This is a genomic window from Konateibacter massiliensis, from assembly GCF_900184995.1.
GTDB lineage: Bacteria > Bacillota > Clostridia > Lachnospirales > Lachnospiraceae > Lachnotalea > Lachnotalea massiliensis.
In genome coordinates, this window is the sequence record NZ_LT860099.1 from 1,960,106 (window position 1) to 1,978,094 (window position 17,989).

10 protein-coding genes are annotated in these 17,989 nt (G+C 44.9%); all 10 read right to left on the reverse strand.

Annotated features, from left to right (window positions below):
* Positions 1 to 6: 6 nt before the first annotated feature.
* Positions 7 to 1,473: a response regulator gene (locus CTY48_RS14815; RefSeq protein ID WP_099469242.1), complete on the reverse strand. Its 1,467-nt coding sequence runs from the start codon at positions 1,471 to 1,473 to the stop codon at positions 7 to 9.
* A 17-nt stretch (positions 1,474 to 1,490) separates the two neighbouring features.
* Complete coding sequence (locus CTY48_RS14820; protein WP_099469243.1) at positions 1,491 to 3,308, reverse strand: sensor histidine kinase; 1,818 nt, start codon at positions 3,306 to 3,308, stop codon at positions 1,491 to 1,493.
* 11 nt (positions 3,309 to 3,319) lie between these two features.
* Entirely contained in the window at positions 3,320 to 4,987 is a 1,668-nt protein-coding gene (locus CTY48_RS14825) for an extracellular solute-binding protein (protein WP_236354952.1), read from the reverse strand.
* Between the two features lie 228 nt (positions 4,988 to 5,215).
* On the reverse strand, positions 5,216 to 6,052 hold the full coding sequence (locus CTY48_RS14830) for a carbohydrate ABC transporter permease (protein WP_099469244.1): 837 nt from the start codon (positions 6,050 to 6,052) through the stop codon (positions 5,216 to 5,218).
* 1 nt (position 6,053) lies between these two features.
* Positions 6,054 to 6,971 carry a carbohydrate ABC transporter permease gene (locus tag CTY48_RS14835; protein WP_099470182.1) on the reverse strand — a complete coding sequence of 306 codons (918 nt, stop codon included), beginning with the start codon at positions 6,969 to 6,971 and terminating at the stop codon, positions 6,054 to 6,056.
* 67 nt (positions 6,972 to 7,038) lie between these two features.
* Positions 7,039 to 8,463: an ABC transporter substrate-binding protein gene (locus CTY48_RS14840; RefSeq protein ID WP_099469245.1), complete on the reverse strand. Its 1,425-nt coding sequence runs from the start codon at positions 8,461 to 8,463 to the stop codon at positions 7,039 to 7,041.
* 104 nt (positions 8,464 to 8,567) lie between these two features.
* On the reverse strand, positions 8,568 to 9,902 hold the full coding sequence (locus CTY48_RS14845; RefSeq protein WP_099469246.1) for a glycoside hydrolase family 30 protein: 1,335 nt from the start codon (positions 9,900 to 9,902) through the stop codon (positions 8,568 to 8,570).
* Between the two features lie 13 nt (positions 9,903 to 9,915).
* The gene (locus tag CTY48_RS14850; RefSeq protein WP_099469247.1) at positions 9,916 to 13,026 is read right to left on the reverse strand and encodes a hypothetical protein; all 3,111 of its coding nucleotides are present in this window, start codon (positions 13,024 to 13,026) and stop codon (positions 9,916 to 9,918) included.
* 16 nt (positions 13,027 to 13,042) lie between these two features.
* Positions 13,043 to 15,745: a GH36-type glycosyl hydrolase domain-containing protein gene (locus CTY48_RS14855; RefSeq protein ID WP_099469248.1), complete on the reverse strand. Its 2,703-nt coding sequence runs from the start codon at positions 15,743 to 15,745 to the stop codon at positions 13,043 to 13,045.
* Positions 15,746 to 15,781: 36 nt separating this feature from the next.
* The gene (locus CTY48_RS14860) at positions 15,782 to 17,935 is read right to left on the reverse strand and encodes a methyl-accepting chemotaxis protein (protein WP_099469249.1); all 2,154 of its coding nucleotides are present in this window, start codon (positions 17,933 to 17,935) and stop codon (positions 15,782 to 15,784) included.
* Positions 17,936 to 17,989 lie beyond the last annotated feature (54 nt).

The following is a 17,989-nucleotide window of genomic DNA, read 5'->3' on the forward strand; positions in this document are numbered from 1 at the left end:
ACTCTTTTACTTCAGCTTCATATTCTTCCGATACTCGCTCGGCGAAACCCCACATGCGCTCTTAAACAGCTTCATAAAATGTTTTTCATTGTCATAGCCTACCTTCTGGCTGATTTCATTGACACGCATATCTGTCTCTTCTAAAAGCTTCTTCGCCTCTTCCATGCGGATGTTTTTAAGGTAATGGACAAAGTTATTGCCGGTATACTGCTTGAACGAGTGTGAAAACAATGAGTAGTTCATTGAAATATGATTTGATACAACTGCCATGTTCAAATCATTGTAGTAGTTTTTGCGAATATATTCAACCGCCTCCGATATCTTCTGCTTATTCTTATTCGCATCAAAGCGGATGCTGATTTTATCATGGAACGCCAGAAGCCAGTTCATGAACTCTTCCTCATACGCCGACAGGTTTGAATAGGAGAATATTTCTTTTAGCCTCTCTATCGTCTCGGCTTCCTCGGGCAGGCTGTTGCGGTAGGTCTTTGCCAGCTCCTCAAAGAACTCCTGCATTCCGCTTTCAAAGTCCGTCTCGCTTAAACTCTCATTCTTTACGACATAGAAGAACTTGTTCCATATCTTCAGCACTTCCTCTGTCTTATCGGTTCCAAGCAGTTGTACCCGCTGTAAGCGTTCTTCCTCCTGCATCCGTTTTGACGCCTCTTCTAACATCTGCTCCGGAATCCGCTTATACTCTTTCTCATAATGCATCGTTTCCTGATTTGTACAAAACGCGCGGCGCCTGGCTTTAACAGCTTCTTTATAAGCCTTTTGCAACTCTCCGATTCCGTTGTGCTCTCCGCTGATCCCGATATAGGCATGTGCCAACTCATTTTTTAGCAGCAATTTCAAATTGTCTTGCGTCACGATAAAAACATCATTGCCCTCAATATCCTGCAAATAAATATGGGAATCCCGCATCTTGTCTATCTTGCCCGTATTCCGGCAGCAGATATAATAGGTTCCGCCAAAAAAATCCTTTTCGTACTGTTCCCGCAGAGTATTCATCTCCTCCTCGGTCACATTTTCATTGATCATCAGATATTTAAACTGCTGATAGCCGATTTTGCGGCTTGCGCGCTCGCTTTCCCGCGTGCTCACGATTTCTTTTTCAAGCTTTTCCAAAACCTCGATAATTTTTTGTCGCTCAATGGGCTTTAAAATATATTCGCGCACACCCTGCCGCATCATCTCGACCGCATACGAAAAGTCGTCGTACCCGCTGATTGCAACGGTCAGGGGCTTGTGCTCTAACTCCTGCATCCTTTGCACAAGCTCGATACCGTCCATTTTTGACATACGAATATCAGTAAACATTACGTCAACACGCTGTTCACGCAGGATTTCGAGTGCAGTCTCCCCATTGTTGCACTCTATGATAACCTCTACCGGAACCCCACTTCTTTGCACCATCGTCTTGATGCCTTGACGAATCATTTTTTCATCCTCTACAATTAATAATGTTTTCATAGTTCCTTCTCCATCTCCTATTCCGGTTGCTGCTTCTCTCCCTCCATATTGCGCGTTACCGGAATGCGGACCATAATCTTTGTGTAGCAGCCAAGCATAGAAGCAATCCCTATTCCATAGCCCTCACCAAAGCTCATATGCAGTCTATCCTGCACATTCTTTAATCCGATTCCATTCCCCGAGCCCCCACTCGTCTCTATTTTTCCGGCTATCTTACTGCGTAAACGCTTCACCGCCTCTTCGGTCATTCCCTTTCCGGCGTCCATGATTTCAATTACGCAGTCATCGCCGTCTAAAAATCCTTTGATGTAAATGTTCGTATCCTCCGCCATCTGCTCAATACCGTGGTAAATCGCATTTTCCACAATCGGCTGCAAGGACATCTTTGGTATTTCCTGCTTACGCACCAGCTCCGGTATGTTGAGTGAAAGATAGATTTCATAATCAAATCGCAGATTGATAAGTGCCAGATAATTGCGAATATATTCCAACTCCTCTTCAACAAGCACATTACCCGAAGCCCATTTCATACTGTAGCGCAGCAGCTTTCCAAGAGAGGTAATCGCATCAGATATCGCATATTCTTCATCAATCTCCGCCATCATCTTAATTGTTTCCAATACATTATAGATAAAATGTGCGTTAATCTGATTCTGCAGTGCACGGATTTCTGAGTTCTTAGTCAAAACCTCACGTTTGATATTGTCATCCATGAGCTGCCTAATACGTTCTAACATCTTATTAATCTGAGTTCCAAGCTCTCCCACTTCGTCCGAGCCGCAGTTTTCAATGACTACCTCTAGGTTGCCCTTTTGCACCTTGCGGATGGATTTTAAAATATCGTAAAACTGCCCAAGCAGATGCTTTACAATCAGGTTAATCACAAAGGTCAGCACGATCGCAATCAGAAACATTCCCGCCACAAACTGATTTCTTGTATGGTCCACGCGGCTGACATTTTCCGTGATATCCTGCACCGAAAACAGCCTTCCGGAAAGCTCCTTAATATACATGTAGGAAATAACCAGATGCTCTGAGCCGTTTTGCTTATAATAGGTTGTAATCTTATCCTTTTGAATGTCATCTCCAAGTTCTGCCAAAATCAGATTTCTGGAATTGGTTTGCTCATTGTCTCCAAAATAGATGCTCCTGTTCTCCGTCACAAAACAACTCCACTCATTATCAATTTCCTCATACAGACTTGGAAACATGTTCTTCATTGTCATTGCCGCTTCTATCGTACCGATTTTGCCATTCTGGTAATCAATGATCGGTGTGACAAGCGATACGATTTTACGGCTCGTATCCTGCTCTAGACTGTCGAAAATCACATCGCGGTAATTGTAGTGCCAGCCAAAACTATCCTTTTTTTGCGCCCAAGAGAGCTTCTGCATCCGCGAATTCCGGTAGAGAATCGGCATCATCTCCTGGACCTTGTCATTCGTGGCATAGACACGCACACCATACAGCAATGGATTGTTGTTGACAAGACGCTCTAGCGATGCAATATCCGTGTTGTAAAATTCCATCAGCTCTTCCGTTGTCATTCCCTCCCCAGTCACCGAACGATTTAAGACATCAAGCAATGCAGTGTCGCTTAAGAAAAACTGGGTCGTCATATTTACGGAGTCGATGTTGTTCTGAATGCTGTCCTGATTTCGCTCCATTGTGTACTGCATGTAGTTGACACTCTCATTGATTACATTTTTCTCCATATTCATAAACAGTACACCGCCGATAACCACAATAGGAACAATAACAAAAACCAGAATAACAATGGTAAATTTAACATTCAGTTTTAATGCATCCCAACGGCTGCTTAGTGATTTTTTCATACGCCTATCCCCTATTCCTCAAGTCCCAGCTTCTTCTTCGCCTCTACCATCAGCTCTGTCTTCACCTGCTGTACTTCGTCATAGCCCAGTGACTCCCGCTTTTGCACAAAATCAGAAAGCAACTCGTCAAATTGTTCTTCGGTATCTGCAAGCAGCAGCTTTGGCAGTGTCGTGCTCCAGAGCGCCGTAATCTGCTTATCCGCATAGGTGACCTCGGAATCCGACGGAAGAATCATATCGTACTGTCCGTTATAGACCACATATGGATAGGACCACTCCTCCATCTGTGCAATCGGCTCTATGGACTTCTGCTTCCACTTAAGCTGCATAATATTATTCTGAAGCATCCAGTAAGTATCATCCGCACCATAGAGCCTGTCGTACTCGGCGCGGTCTGTATTTAGAACATCCTTCACCTCCTGCTTGATGACCGGTTCTCCGTCTACCATATCATAAGTCTCACCCTCAACACCAAGGTAAATCATCATCTGCCCATGCTCGCTGATTAAATAGTCCATAAACTGAATTGCCCGATCGGGATTGCTGCAGTTTTTTGATATCAGCGTAATCGTCCAGCCGTTGATTCCGGTCGTCGGAAGTGTCGGAGCGTCCCCTTCGGCATTCTTTGGACCGTCCACCGCCATATAGATGCTGTCCGGATCTGTCTCATACAATGCCTTTTGCTGCGCCACCATATCCGTGTACTGGTAAATCATGCAGAAATATCTGCCCTTTTCAATCTTCTCCTCCATCTGCGTCCGCTGGTCAATAAAGATATCGTCTGCCAGCAATCCTTCTTCACCAAGCTCGCGGAACACTTTAAGCCAAGTAATGTAGTCCGCATCCGTATAGCGGTCATAGATTTCCCCATCCTTTTCCCATGGAATCGCAAGAAAATTCATTAGGTATTTATCAAACGAGACATTGCCGTTACCGTTAAAAACGTCACCGCCAATCGGAATCAGAGGCTCGCCATTAACCTCCGGGAACATCTCGGCTGCCTTTTTCACCGCGGCTTTAAATCCCTCCGGCGTCGTCATGTCCGGACTTCCGATTGCCTCATAGATATCCTTGCGCACAAGAAAATCCTCATTTGAGCTGATATTGTCATGCTCTTCCAAATCCGCCGGCGTACACGAGGAGTTCGGATATCCATAGATATTACCGTCTTCTTGTGTGTACCAATCTAACTGTGCCTCTCCTGCCACCTGATAGAAGTATATATCATATTCATCTGCCAGTTCATTGAGCCCATAAACCATATCATTTTCTATCATCTCGTTAATCTGCGGCTCCCACCAGCCAAGCGTAATCAAATCCGGCAGCGAATCCGAGGCAATCAATGCGTTTAACTTCTCTGTCTCATTTCCGCTTGGTGTAATAAAGTTGATATTTACACCGGTTTCTTCCGTTATTTTCTTTGAGACAAGATTCTCTCCCCATGGGGTAGTAAACCAGGAATAGTTCACATACCAGTCAAGCGTGACTGGTATGTCTGCGTTTAACTGCCAGCCCGGTGTGTCCGCCGATGATATACCTTCCATCCCTGTCAGCTCTTCTGTTCCCATAGACTCCTGCTGCGTATTTCTCTGTGATTTGTCTGCATCTGCCGCACAACCCATCACCACCCCGGCGGCAAGTATGGCTCCCATAGCTGCCCCAACTATTCTTCTCTTCATTTGTCTCTCCTTGTGCAATCTGTGTTTAGTACCCCTTCACAGTCTGACGAAGCTTACATATATCGTATTTCGTCAGTTTCCTTTTCTTATTTTTATTATATAATCTATACTGCTGCATTTCAATTTTATTATTCTTGTATTGATATGGAAAAGAGCAAGACAACACCAAAGTATTGTCTTGCCATTTATAAATCAAAAATGAAAGGAGACGGATTATATCAAATGCTGTTACTCTTTTACACCTCCGGCAGAAATACTGCTGATAATGTATCTTGAGCAGAAGCAGAATACAATCAGAATTGGAATAACGGAGATTGCAACTGCCAGATAGATAGCACCCTGATTTTTCTGAATATCCTGTGAAGAGTTCAAAGAGGCAATCATAACCGGGAGTGTAAATTTCTCCGGTGTATTGAGCAATATCAATGGTATAAGATAACTGTTCCAGTTACCGATAAATGCGCCAATTGACATGGTTGCAATGCCAGGAGCCATAATCGGAAGCACGATTTTATGGAATATTCGGATTTCACTTGCTCCGTCAATCCGCGCGGCCTCCAGCAGTGCCTTTGATAAGGTTGCCTGTGTATACTGTCTTAAGAAAAAGACGATTCCCGGTGCAGCAACGGCTGGTAGAATCAATGGTATGTAGGAGTTTACCAAGTGCAGCCTGGTACAAAGGTTATAAAATCCAATCAAGCTTAACTGTGCCGGTATCATCATAAAGACAACAATTACCTTAAACAGCAGGCTGTTACCCTTGAATTTGTAAATCGCCATTGAATATGCCGTAATCGCCGAGAAATATGCAGTCAAAAGTGTTGCCGGTACTGCTACCTTTAAACTGTTCCCAAATCCCGCAAACAGATTGAAGTAAGCGGAAACGACTTCCCAATTAGCTTTTAAACTGTTTCCCGGAATCAGTGTGAAGGAACGCGTGATTTCCACACCGCTTCGGGTCGAATTTACTATCATCAGTAAGAATGGAAACAAGCAAAGTGCGGATAACAGTATCAAAAACAAATATAGTAATGTCCTATTGATTTTCGTGGCTACGTTTCCCATACTAGTCCTCCTTTGAACCTAATAGTTTGAACTGAATTACCGAAACAATCAGTATTATGAAGAACAGTGTGTACGCAATTGCCGATGCATAACCAACCTGTCTGGTCTGGAATCCAAATTTGTAAAGATACATAACCGCTGTCTGTAGGCTTCCGGAAGGATTTCCTGCGGTTCCACCTTCTGCCATAAGGAATGGAAGGTCGAACATCTGTAATCCACCAATTAACGAGGTTACAAACACATATAATAAAATCGGTTTTAACAGCGGCAGTGTTATTTTACCAAATACTTTCCATCTTCCTGCACCGTCTATGGCTGCAGCTTCGAAATAATCCTTCGGAATTCCCTGTACTCCTGCCATCAAAACGATGAAAGAATTACCAAACCACATCCATGCACTGACAACGGCTACAACATACGGTGCCGTCGATGCAGAACCCAGCCAGTTAATCGGCGAAGCGGTAATGCCTAAAGACACAAGTATCTGGTTGATTGATCCATACTTCCAATCCAATAAAGTCTTAAACAAGAATGCTACCGACGTAGCTGCAATTAAGTTTGGCAGATAGAACATTGCACGAAAGGTTGCGAGTCCCCGAATCTTGTATTTGATATCGCTGAATATAATTGTCAAAAGAAAGGCCGTTCCCAACTGCACTACAATGTTCACACCCCAGATTTTACAGGTGTTTCCCAATGCTCTCCAGAAGAATTTATCGGTCAAGGCTCTCTTGTAATTCTCAATTCCATTAAAGACAGAGTCTCCAAAGCCTTTAAAATCAGTAAAACTCAGATATAGTGTACGAAACACCGGATAAATACTAAATATAAAAAAGATAGTAACAAAAGGTAGAACAAAAAAATAGGCTACATTATTTCTGTTTTTCTTTTTGGTTTTTGTTATTACTTCCCTAGCCATCCCATTACCTCCAATTTCTTTATATTCCGGCGGACGGGAATGTCCGCCGGAATGAATTGCCGTCCGCTTACTCTCTGTTAACGGTAAGTTCTGGGTAGGTTGCTTCAATTTCATCATAGAATCCGTTGATTGCATCTTCCTTTGACTTTTCGCCTGTCTTGATTGCACTGATTGCATTGTTCCAAGCGTCGCCGATTGACTTGTCGTAACGTGTTACTTTAGAATAATCAATTCCTTTTGCCTGCTCTGACCAGAATTTGTATAACTGTTGGCCACCGTAGATATCGTTAGCATCCTCTGCATGTGCTTCCAGTACCGAAATAAGGGAAACAGTGTCGCCCTGGGAAGCTTCAATCCACCAGTTTGATGTTTCTTCATCTAACGTACAGAATTTTAAGAAATCCCATGCAAGGTCTTTTCGCTCTGATGAGGAAGAGATACCGATATATGTACCGCCGCTAAAACCATAAGAAGGACCGGTACATACGCCCCACAATCCTGATGTCTCACCAGCGTTGTCTCTCATAGTAAGAACACCCCATGAAGGAAGTCCATAAGCAAATACTTCTGTGGTATCCATGTCTGCTGTTGCCTCTGCGAACGCTTCAGCATCCCATACGTTGACGGAATCGTCACTATAGCTCTGGATATCGGCTGAAAGAATTGGAATTTTGCCGCTCATAGCCTGATACCACGGCGTTGACCACTGGTTTGCATATGCAGTCAGATCGTTCTGGTATAAGCTTACACAAAGGTCCATATAGTCATGTCTTGCCTGATCTACATTTAATGTGTTATCTATTACCCAAGCAGAATCTCCTGCGAAAAAGCTAACCTCTACATCAGATGCAAAGATTCTGTATCCTGCATCTTTTAAAGCCTGTGCTGTTGTTAAGATAGTTTCATAATCTTTGAATAATTTTCCGACTTCTTCCGGAGCATCTGTTCCAAATACATTCTTTGCAATGTCTCTGCGGTAGTACATTCCGGCTGGTGTAATCTGATAGGAAATTGCTCTCTGGATACCTTCGGAATCCTGTCCAACCTCCCATACATAATCAACGATCTTGTCTGCATAATCCTGTGCATTATATGGTGCCTGATTCAAATCCTCAAAAAATCCTGCATCGTACATATCCTCTAACATCTGAGGTTCTCCGACGATGATATCAGGCTCAGACTCGCCGCTAAGTAATGCGGTCTGAACTTTTGTAGGGTAATCTGCCGGAGCGATAACTACAGTCTCGATATTCACGTTTGGATTAGATTCCATGTACTTTTTTGCAAATTGCTCTAAGTCTGCTGCGAGTGTCCACACTACGAGCTTCTCGTCACCGGTACTTGTTGAAGCATCGCCGCTGGCTTCTGTCGATGCATTGTTGTCATTGCTGTTTGCATCCCCATTTGTCTTTGCAGTGTTGTTTCCGCAAGCAGCAAGGGAAATTACCATTGTGCCCACCAACATAGCCGAAACTAATTTTTTCAGTTTCATATTAATCCTCCTTTTTTTCAACATCTATTGTTTGTTGATAGTTGAATTATAACTTCTTGTTCCTCTGCTTATAATGTTCCAAATTTTAAAAAGGTGTTATTTTTTTATTTATACAAATAAGTCTGAATCGAATGCGGTGCGACTGCTGTCTCAATACCCAATCCCTCTTCACGCAAGGTCACCGGCAGCTCATCTTTTGTTGTATTTAACACTACGATTACGCGCTCTCCGTCCGGATTGAGAAAGCCTGTTACCTCAAGCTTTCCGCTGTATTTTGTCGTTCCAATCCGCACGGCACCCGCCTTGATGTAGCGGCTGAACTGCCCGATGTAATAGTAAGTCAGGCGCTTTTCATAGGTGTTTTTTGACGGATTACACATCAGCGGCGCAGCGCAGAAGTTTCCGACATGGTTTGGTCCGCCTTTTTCATCAAGCAGCAAATTCCAGTCGAGTGAAGCGTTAATTCCGCCGTTTAAGTTGCCGAGAATATCGTGAGCGTACATCTCTGCCTTTTCCACCTCTCCCGAATCTGCAAAGCGAGAATACTCGACACAGCCTTCGGTAAAAAAGACCTCCTTGTCCGGGTACTGCCTTTTTATCAATTCGATAGAGTCAAAATGGTCACCGGTGTACCAATGGACTGCCGCTCCTGCAATGTATTTTTCTGCATTTGCATCAGCAACCGTTTCCTTAAATCTCTGGTATGCCTCCTCTTTGTTGTGATCCCATACAAACATTTTTACATAGCCAAGCCCTGCCGCTTCCAATGTCGGTCCAAGGTGTTCGCGAACAAATAAGCTCTCCTCCTCGGATGTGTAGACGCAGGAATCCCAAGTCTGTACTGCCATCGGCTCGTTTTGTATCGTCAGATAACCGATATGAATGCCCGCCGCTTCATATGCACGGATGAATTTCACAAAATACTCTGCCCAACTCTGATAATATTCCGCTTTCAGCTTACCACCGTGGTTCATGTCGCCGTTGGTTTTAAAAAATGGAGGCGGGGACCAAGGTGTCATGAGAAACTCCATCGGATTCTCGACTGCCGCCTGAGCGTCCATAATCATCGGAATGATTTCGATATAATCATGTGCAATGTCAAACGTTTTCAGCTCCACATCGCCGTCCTCAATATACGTGTAGTTGCCAAGTCCAAAGTCACAGCTATTCATATGTACCCGTCCGAAGTTATAGCGCAGGCCGTCTTTCGAGAAATAATCCGCAATGATGTTCTTTTTCTTATCATTGCTTAAAAGTGCATAGTTGTGTGCCGAGGCTTCGGTAAATGCGCCGCCAAAACCTCGGAAGTTCTGATACTTCACCTCCGGATAGACATTTACGACATGCATACAGTCACCGACTGTTTTCGCCTCGTATTCTTTTTCTGCCCAGAATTGCTCTTTTGTGGTGTCTGTTTTGATTTCTGTTATATTTTTCATGGTATGTACCTCCTTATCGCAATGTAATCTCAATACGAACAATGCTTCCTTTTCTAATATCCGCAGCCATTTGACCGCTTATCATTTCATGTGCCGTCTCTGCCGTGCTTCCGTTTTTGTAGACCAGATTCATACCGCAGATTTGATACTCACCCGGCACATAATCCTTCTTATCCTGCATGAAATACCGGACCTCGGTCTTTCCGAGCAGGGTTGCCGTTACTGTGTGCTTTTCAGTAATCAGATATTCCGGAATCGCAGGCTGAGGTGCGAACACCAGCTCACCATTCCTTACTTCAAACGGAGTCCTTCCAAACATCAGAAGCTTCCATATACTGATAAATTCAATTGTTGAACCGCTAAGACGCGCCACAAATCCCTTTCCATGACAGTTCTTGTTTGGATTCTTGCTGCTTGCAATAAACGACGAATTTTCGTAAATGCTCCGGCCGTATACCTTCGAATCCAAAAACGGAACTGCGGCTTTTTTAAAATCGGAGAAAAATTCCCGATACAGCCCGCTTTTTAACAGCTCAAGCAAATACTTGTATTCCATGTGCAGCCAGATGGACTCATTTTCCAGCCATCCCGGTGTAAACGCACGTGCGCGGCCAAGCTCAAAAGATGCATTTGCAAGCGATGCGTTTACCTTGTACATGGAAAGTGCGCTGTCATAGAGGTCACTGTTTTTCACATTTCTGTACAGTTCCCGTTTCTTTTCCTTTTCCTGCTTTAATTTCAGGTAACGAACCGGACCCTCTAAAAATTCCGGCACCATACGGACATTGAATTTTTTAGGATGAATTCCATCTTCTTTTTCCTCGTACTCCGGAACCTCATAGGTGAAGTAGGTCGGACAGATGCCGCCTCCGAACCGGCATGCTTTTTCAATACCGTGGAGTACGGTTTCCCTAAAGCCTTCAACCTGCTCAGCAAGTGTCTCCGCCATGCAGCTTACTCTTATTCCCGCGATTCCCTCATAGACCTTGTCACGGTATGCTTCTTTTGCGTCGTTGATGCGGTTCCAGAAAGAAAGTACCTCACCGGCACCTGCCAGCTCTTCGTGTTCCGAGCGGTTAATTGCATCTATTTCTTGTATAAGAGATGCCAGTTCTTCTGTCAGTGCTACTTCTCCCGGATATTTTTTTAAGGCTTTTACTGTGTACTCAAGCATCCGGCAAAGCTCGTATGTCTCTGCCATGGAGGAGCCGAACATGCCCGGCATACCATTTAACGCATCGTACCAGCCCGGCTTTCCGCCCTCCATCTCGACACCCATACCGTAGGCGTCGAGCGCCGCAAATTTGACGGTACAAAGCAACAGCAGCTTTTCTATCAGACTTACACGGACGATGCCGCCCTTGCCATAGTCGCTTCGTACAAGCTTATCAACGGTGTTTCTGCGGCTCTCCTCATTTAAGGCATGATACTGCCGCAATCCTTTCGATGTAATTTCATAACGCTTATAGCGGTGGTTGATATTTGCCTGTGAGAGAAAATAAGTGTAGTCTTCTTCGTAGAGCATTTCCTTCTCTTTCTCCGGGAAAATTTCCAAATACTCCTCTATCAGGTCCAAATTGTACGTCCAATGGTCACTCCAATAGCCCTCGCCGAAATTTCCGTTTACAAGGCTTTCTGCTGCGTCAATAATCCGGAAAAACAGGTTTTCCTCAAAGCTCTCCTTTAACACCTCGCTGAGCTTACTATAGAGCGCACCCGGCGTAAATGCCTTTGTCGCAAAATCTATCAGTTCTTTCTGCTCTGCCCCTTTAAGCGACGCGAATACGACTTCGGCTTTTTCTGGCTCAAGCTGATAGGTTATCTTCTCTACGCCAAGCGGATTGTAGCCGTCTAATTGAATTAAGCTGTAAAAAGCCTTGATATTCTCCCTCCCTACAAACGGTGCAAAGAATGTGTCGCAACGGCGGTTCTGGTTTACATCACGGAAGTTGCCGTTTCCCTGTGAGTAGAACTCCGGGAGCATCGAAAAGTAGTTGTAATCGCGTTCTAAATCACCATGCTTTCTCGAATAGACATAGAAGATTTTTTCCTTTCCAAGCCGCATCGGGTAACCACCGCGCAGAACGTTATCCATATAGGTGTATTTGCAGTATTCATCGAATGCCGGTAACGCTGTCTTAGTTGTAATTCCACGGCATAGCTCTTCTATAAGCCCCTCTGCCTCTGATTCCTTTTGCTCGAAATATGCTTGATCCTTCTTTTCTTCTAAGAAGTCTTTTAAAAACTCCTTTTTCTCAACCTGCCCAATGATTTCATAGAGTACAACCGACGCCTGCGGCGCTAATTCACTTTCCACTCCATAGAAGCTGCAAGGAATCTGATTCTGCGTAATCTGATGCTCGGAAAGTAATACCTGTAAGCCCTTTTCCTTGAAGCCGACGGCAGTTGTAAGGGAATTGTCATAACCAAAGACTAACTCCGGGTCAACAAGCGGATGCAACAAATTTCCGTCCGGTTTGTATGCCATCGAGAAGTTACCGCCCTCAATCCGGCTGACCGCCGCCGTATCATCCAGGCTCATGCGGACGCGGTAATATGGTACATTTTTCTGCACATCCTCAACCTGCATCCATGCCTTTGTAGTCTGTGCCATCTCCTTTATACTCGCAAGGTCTACGCCATATGGAATCACGGCAGGCATTCCGTCGAGCACCTCCAGGTGGATTGTCTTGCTGCCGGTATTTGTCACCGTGACCTTTCGTACGAGCGCACCCAGTTTTTCACCCGGCAGGGTAAAATAGGTGACCTCTGTCAAAAGTCCCTCTGCATCGTTTTTTTCTAAGATAGACAGCCCGTTTTTGGAAATCCTCATCTCATGGGGAATGTCCTCGCTTAGAAAGCTCTCAAAATAGCTGCCGTTTTTTCGAAGAAAAGTTCGAAACCCCGTGCGTTTTACGTTTTGATAGGCTGTGTGAGCGGGATAAAACTCCATGATTGCATGATCCTTATTATCCACGCCGAAGCTTGCCACACATTGACCGCGATTTACATAATAGCACCAGATTGGAATGCCGTGTAATCCCGATATTCCCGGAAGAAAGCTGGAAAAGTTTGATTCCTTTCCATAATTTTTTATTACAAAATCTTCTGCTTTTTCTTTCATGATGTCTCTCCTTCTATTATTCTAGAGTCAGCTCTATTTCATGTACGGTGTCATCTAAGGTCATAAGAACTTCCCTCTCTATTACGAATTTCGCTCCAGACTCTGTGATTTTGCTTGCCGCAGTGTCTATGAGCACCTTACTGATTCGATAGCTTCCGTACTCTTTTTTCTGCGGATTACAAATACAGATGTGAAGCTGCTTTCCTGCAAAAATCAGATCTAACTGCGCGTTGCCGGCCTCATCAAACTGATCTGCCATAAGCTTTGGCTCAATACAAAGGTCGCCTGCCACTCCGCGTACGCCGAACACCTCCGTTATCATCGTAAGCAGATACCAGCTTGCCGCTCCTGTCAGATAATGGTACATCCCGCGTCCGTTTGCATTAAAATACTCCGGAATGCCCGGATAAATCCGGCTCGTTTCAAAATCCATTGCCGTGTCCGCAAGCGTCTGCAATGCCTTGTAGCCTTCCTTTGCAAATCCTCTTTTGTAAAGTGCATTCGCATACATTACGGTCATGTGGGAGAATACGGCTCCGTTTTCCTTCTCTCCATAAGCAAAGCCAAACATTCTGCCAAGGTCAGTCTTTATTTCATGGAAATCTGTGTTCAGCTGGTAACCGCCGACTTCTTTACGGTAGAGGTATTGATCCGCGCTCTTTGTGATTTCTGCGACCTGCTCTTTTGTTGCCGTGCCACCCATAATCGAAAACACCTGACTTGTCAGCATCATACGGACACCGTTTTCATGAGCGCCCTCAACCTGGTAGCCGCTGTTGTCGTAGTAGCCGTTGAACCAGCTATTGCCCTGTCCGTCGTCTACCCATTCGCTCTTACGGATATGCTCCATCATCCAATCCGACTTTTTCCGCAAGTTCTTTGCAATTTCCGTTGTTTCTATGCACACCGTTCTCCCATTGAGGTTATGCTTGCAAGAATCCGTATACTTGGACAGGAGCCCCTGTTTTTCTTGTATATCTTCATAAATCGCCGTGTTGTCCGTTAAGAGTATCTGGATTTCCTCTATCAGTTCAAGCTGTGTAGAACCTGTTTTTTTCGTATATAGCTCTAGGCAATCGGCAAGGTCACGCAGATTTCCGGCATATGCATTTGTAAATGCTACGCTCTCACCGCGCTGCTCTGCCATGTCAAGCGCGTCATTCCAGTCCGCGCCGCGCATGCGGATGTGATTGTGCTCACCAACCTCGTAAAATGCGCAGAGATGCTGTAACAGCAAATGCTCTATGATACTTCCGTAATAGACATCTCCCTGCACGTCCTTTTGCAGATTTCCATAAGAGTCGTTCCACTCTTTATCCACTGAACAGCCACGTTTTATCTGCCGGTCCTTGAAGTAAGGAACTTTCTGATTTAAAATTGCAAGGTCACCTGTCTGGTCGATATAGAGCTTTGTCGTCAAAAACGGCCAAACACCGTGATCCATCCATACCCTCGTGATATTGTTGCGGTCTGCTATAAATTCGCCTTGCTTTTCCCCGATAATCGTTGCATTGGTGCCGTCCACACGGACACCACCGAAATTATCTAATAACATCTGACGAACACCATCCGGATTCATCAAAAGCAGAGCAAGGCAGTCCTGCCACAGATCCCGCCATCCTCTTCCTCCTTTGCCGTAATCGTGGTGCGGAAGGAACGAACAGCCGTAAATTCGTCTTAGCATCGGCTGGAAGCTGACCCAGCCCATATAGTGGTCAAATGCCGCATTTCCCGTATGGAAGCTGACATTTACCTTTTCCTTCCAATATTGCTTTGTAGCTTCAAATGCCTGCTGTACCTGCTCTTTTTTGCAGTATGCCGTGAGTATGTTATCTATTTTCTCGGTTTCACTTCCTGCTCCCAGCAAGATGGTATAGCTGACGCTCTCACCCCGCTGTAAGGTCACTTCTGCAAAATGCAGTCCTCCGACTGCCTCTTTGCCCGCAAGATTGGTGCCTGCGGGAATGCCTTTTGCATTTTCAAGTACAGCACGCGGTCTGATATAGTTTCCGCCCTCTCCGATAAAATCCTCTGCCGACGGGTAGAAATCCATCGGCGCGCTGCCGTCTTCTGTCATGCCGCAGACGAAATAGGTCACTTCATTTTTCTGATGCCCTCTTTCGTCAAATGAGAGTGTCGGTTTTACCAGCACACCGTACTCTGTCGTATCAATCCGATGCAACAAGGATGTCACGTGTCTGTGGTCGCGGATGTTATCTGCGCTTCTTCCATAGATGGGAACTGCCGCCGTCGGAACAAAGGTCACATCATTTTCGCCGATATTATGTATTTCCACCTGCATAATCTCCACATTGTCCCCCACCGGAACAAAGGAGAGCACTTCCGCCTTTAGTTGCCAGCGCTTAGAGGTTCGCGTCATTTTGTGCCACATAAAGCCTGCCTGAATTTCACTCTCATCCTGCTCGTTTGTAAACTTTTTGCTTTCCTCCTCCGCAGACGCTCCGACAGCCGACCAATTACCGGCATCTGGTATATGACACCAAAAATTTCTGCCGGAGCGGTTGTTGTGAAGATTCCACGCGCTTACCGGCTCTAAAAGGAAGGTGTTCTGGTCTAGTTTGCTGTCTCCCGAAAGATTCGGCGTCACGGAGCTTTTGATGCCCTTCTCGCCTGCGATTGGAAAATATAAATCGCTGTAATTCTCCGGGTTTTTCATCGTGAATGTCCCTTTTTCCTGTAAAAATTGATAACCTGCCATTTTGCTTCCTCCTAGTTAGCTCTAATTCAGTTGTTTCTATCTTCTATTATTTTTTATTTCTTTCGGTTCCCTTATCTTTTTATCTTTCCTCGACTTAGCTTCTCCCGTCAGCTTAAAGCTTGCCACTGCAATTTCTAGCTCACGCATATTTTCTTCTAAGCTCTTCGCCTCTTCTTCGAGTGAGCCTGCCGATACAATTTGCCGTTCAAGCAGCGTGCTTGTTACATTTGCCGACTGCACGGTGTCCTCTGAAAGTTCGCGAATGGCACGGATTGATTTGAGGGCAACCTTCCGCTCCTGATTCATCTCCTCTACCTCTCCGGTTACCTGCTGCATATTCTGAATCAGACTTTCCATAAAGGTGTGTATTTCGGAAAATACCTCCGATGTGTTTTGCACACTCTTTTCCTGCAATGCCACGATGGCTTCGGCGGTATGAACCTTGTCGATAGCGTTGCCGGAACAAGTACGGATACCTTCTATCAGATACTGTATCGACTGTGCCGTGTTTGCCGAGTTGTCTGCAAGCTTGCGGATTTCCTCTGCCACGACCGCAAAGCCCTTGCCGTTTTCTCCTGCTCTTGCCGCTTCTATCGAAGCATTTAGGGACAGGAGGTTCGTCTCCTCTGCAATCTCACGGATGCTGTCTACAAAAACAGAAATATCGTTTAGCTTCACGCTAAGTTCCATCACCTGTTTCTGCACCTCGTCGGTCGCCTCCGAAGTCTCCCTCGACTGACGCGCCATGTCCGAAACCGCACCGATTCCGCTTGTCAACGTTCCCTTTGAATGGTTGATTTCATCGACAATTGTTAAAATCGCACTGCTCACCCTTTTTATTTTGCCGGAAAGCCCTTCCATCTGCTTATCACAGTTTGTAATCTCCTGATTCTCGCGCTCGATAATATTTAAGATATCTTCGATCTGAACACTCATGTCTACAACCATACTACTCACCTGTTTGCTTGAAGCACTGACCTTCTCACCGGAGTTCGATACAACTCCAATCATCTTTTTTACGGTTAAAACGAGCTCCCGCATTCGAGCCACCGTATTGCTGATTGCCTTATGCAGCTTTCCAAACTCATTTTTAGAGGATCTGTGCCGCACCGTTTCCTCTAAAAGCTCACCCTCTGCCACTTTATCAAGCTTTGAAACGCTCCTTGTGATGTTCCTGCCGATATTTGAAACGATGAGAGTGGCTATTAAGATTGCCGCAATACACGCCGTTACCACTAACACAATCGTAATCCGTCCGATGCTGTCAGAGCTTTTTGTAATGACCGACTTTGGCACCATGACACTCACATAGCCGCCAGTCGTATCACTTTTGCAGGACATAAAATAATAGGTGATACCTTCATAATCCACATACTCCGACATCGTACTTTTTGATGAAGATACAAATTCCTGATAGAAATCCGTATCCGAAATGGAAATGTCATTGCCGCTCTTTAGCTCGTGTCCGTCTGCGGTGATAAAGGATGCTTGCGCATTCTCACCAAAGTCTAACTGTTTTAATAGTGAAAGCACCGCATCCCTGCTGATGTCCACAACGGCCAGTGCCTTATTGCTGCCTGCGGAAATTGTCCTGCTGCAATAGAGAATGTAATCGTCCTGACTGATTTCCATTTCTTCATCGATATATGGGTGGCTGCTGCCCCAATGCACATAGGCATCTGTGAGCAATCCGCTATCCTCCGACTCCAAAAGCCCTTCCATAAAGCTGTCTATTTCCGATGAACTCATAGTTTTTGTCGTGATAACCGCATTTCCTGAAAGCGGAATAATATGTATCGCAGAAATCATGTCGTTTGAGGTTTCTTTCACGTTCAAGTTGTTGCGTATTGCTTTTTTCGCCTGACTTTGTTTTGCGCTGTCAGAAGCAAATCCCCCCAAAGAATAGGCGCTTACCGTCGCATCCTGTGAAAGCTCCGAAGTTGTTGTTACGACAGACTTCATTGCCTCCTCTATCGTTATTACTGTCATTTCAAGCGCGGTCATCGAGGATGCCTCGTAGTTCATTGTCATTCCTTCTGAGGATTTTGAATAAGAAACCACACCCACTGCTATAATGAACAAAATCGGCACCAAAAAGCCCAAAATAAGCTGTATTCGTATGGAAATCCCTTTTGCTTTTTCTGATCTCTCCCGTGTCTTTTCCTGTTTTTGAATCAATCTCTCCTTCATGTAATACCTCCTTTTGCTTATTCTATTAAAATTCTTTCTTCGAATTAAGGTTCC

Coding starts and splice junctions, on each gene's coding strand:
- CTY48_RS14815 (WP_099469242.1), bottom strand. CDS start 1,473: ATGAAAACATTATTAATTGTAGAGGATGAAAAAATGATTCGTCAAGGC.
- CTY48_RS14820 (WP_099469243.1), bottom strand. CDS start 3,308: ATGAAAAAATCACTAAGCAGCCGTTGGGATGCATTAAAACTGAATGTT.
- CTY48_RS14825 (WP_236354952.1), bottom strand. CDS start 4,987: ATGAAGAGAAGAATAGTTGGGGCAGCTATGGGAGCCATACTTGCCGCC.
- CTY48_RS14830 (WP_099469244.1), bottom strand. CDS start 6,052: ATGGGAAACGTAGCCACGAAAATCAATAGGACATTACTATATTTGTTT.
- CTY48_RS14835 (WP_099470182.1), bottom strand. CDS start 6,971: ATGGCTAGGGAAGTAATAACAAAAACCAAAAAGAAAAACAGAAATAAT.
- CTY48_RS14840 (WP_099469245.1), bottom strand. CDS start 8,463: ATGAAACTGAAAAAATTAGTTTCGGCTATGTTGGTGGGCACAATGGTA.
- CTY48_RS14845 (WP_099469246.1), bottom strand. CDS start 9,902: ATGAAAAATATAACAGAAATCAAAACAGACACCACAAAAGAGCAATTC.
- CTY48_RS14850 (WP_099469247.1), bottom strand. CDS start 13,026: ATGAAAGAAAAAGCAGAAGATTTTGTAATAAAAAATTATGGAAAGGAA.
- CTY48_RS14855 (WP_099469248.1), bottom strand. CDS start 15,745: ATGGCAGGTTATCAATTTTTACAGGAAAAAGGGACATTCACGATGAAA.
- CTY48_RS14860 (WP_099469249.1), bottom strand. CDS start 17,935: ATGAAGGAGAGATTGATTCAAAAACAGGAAAAGACACGGGAGAGATCA.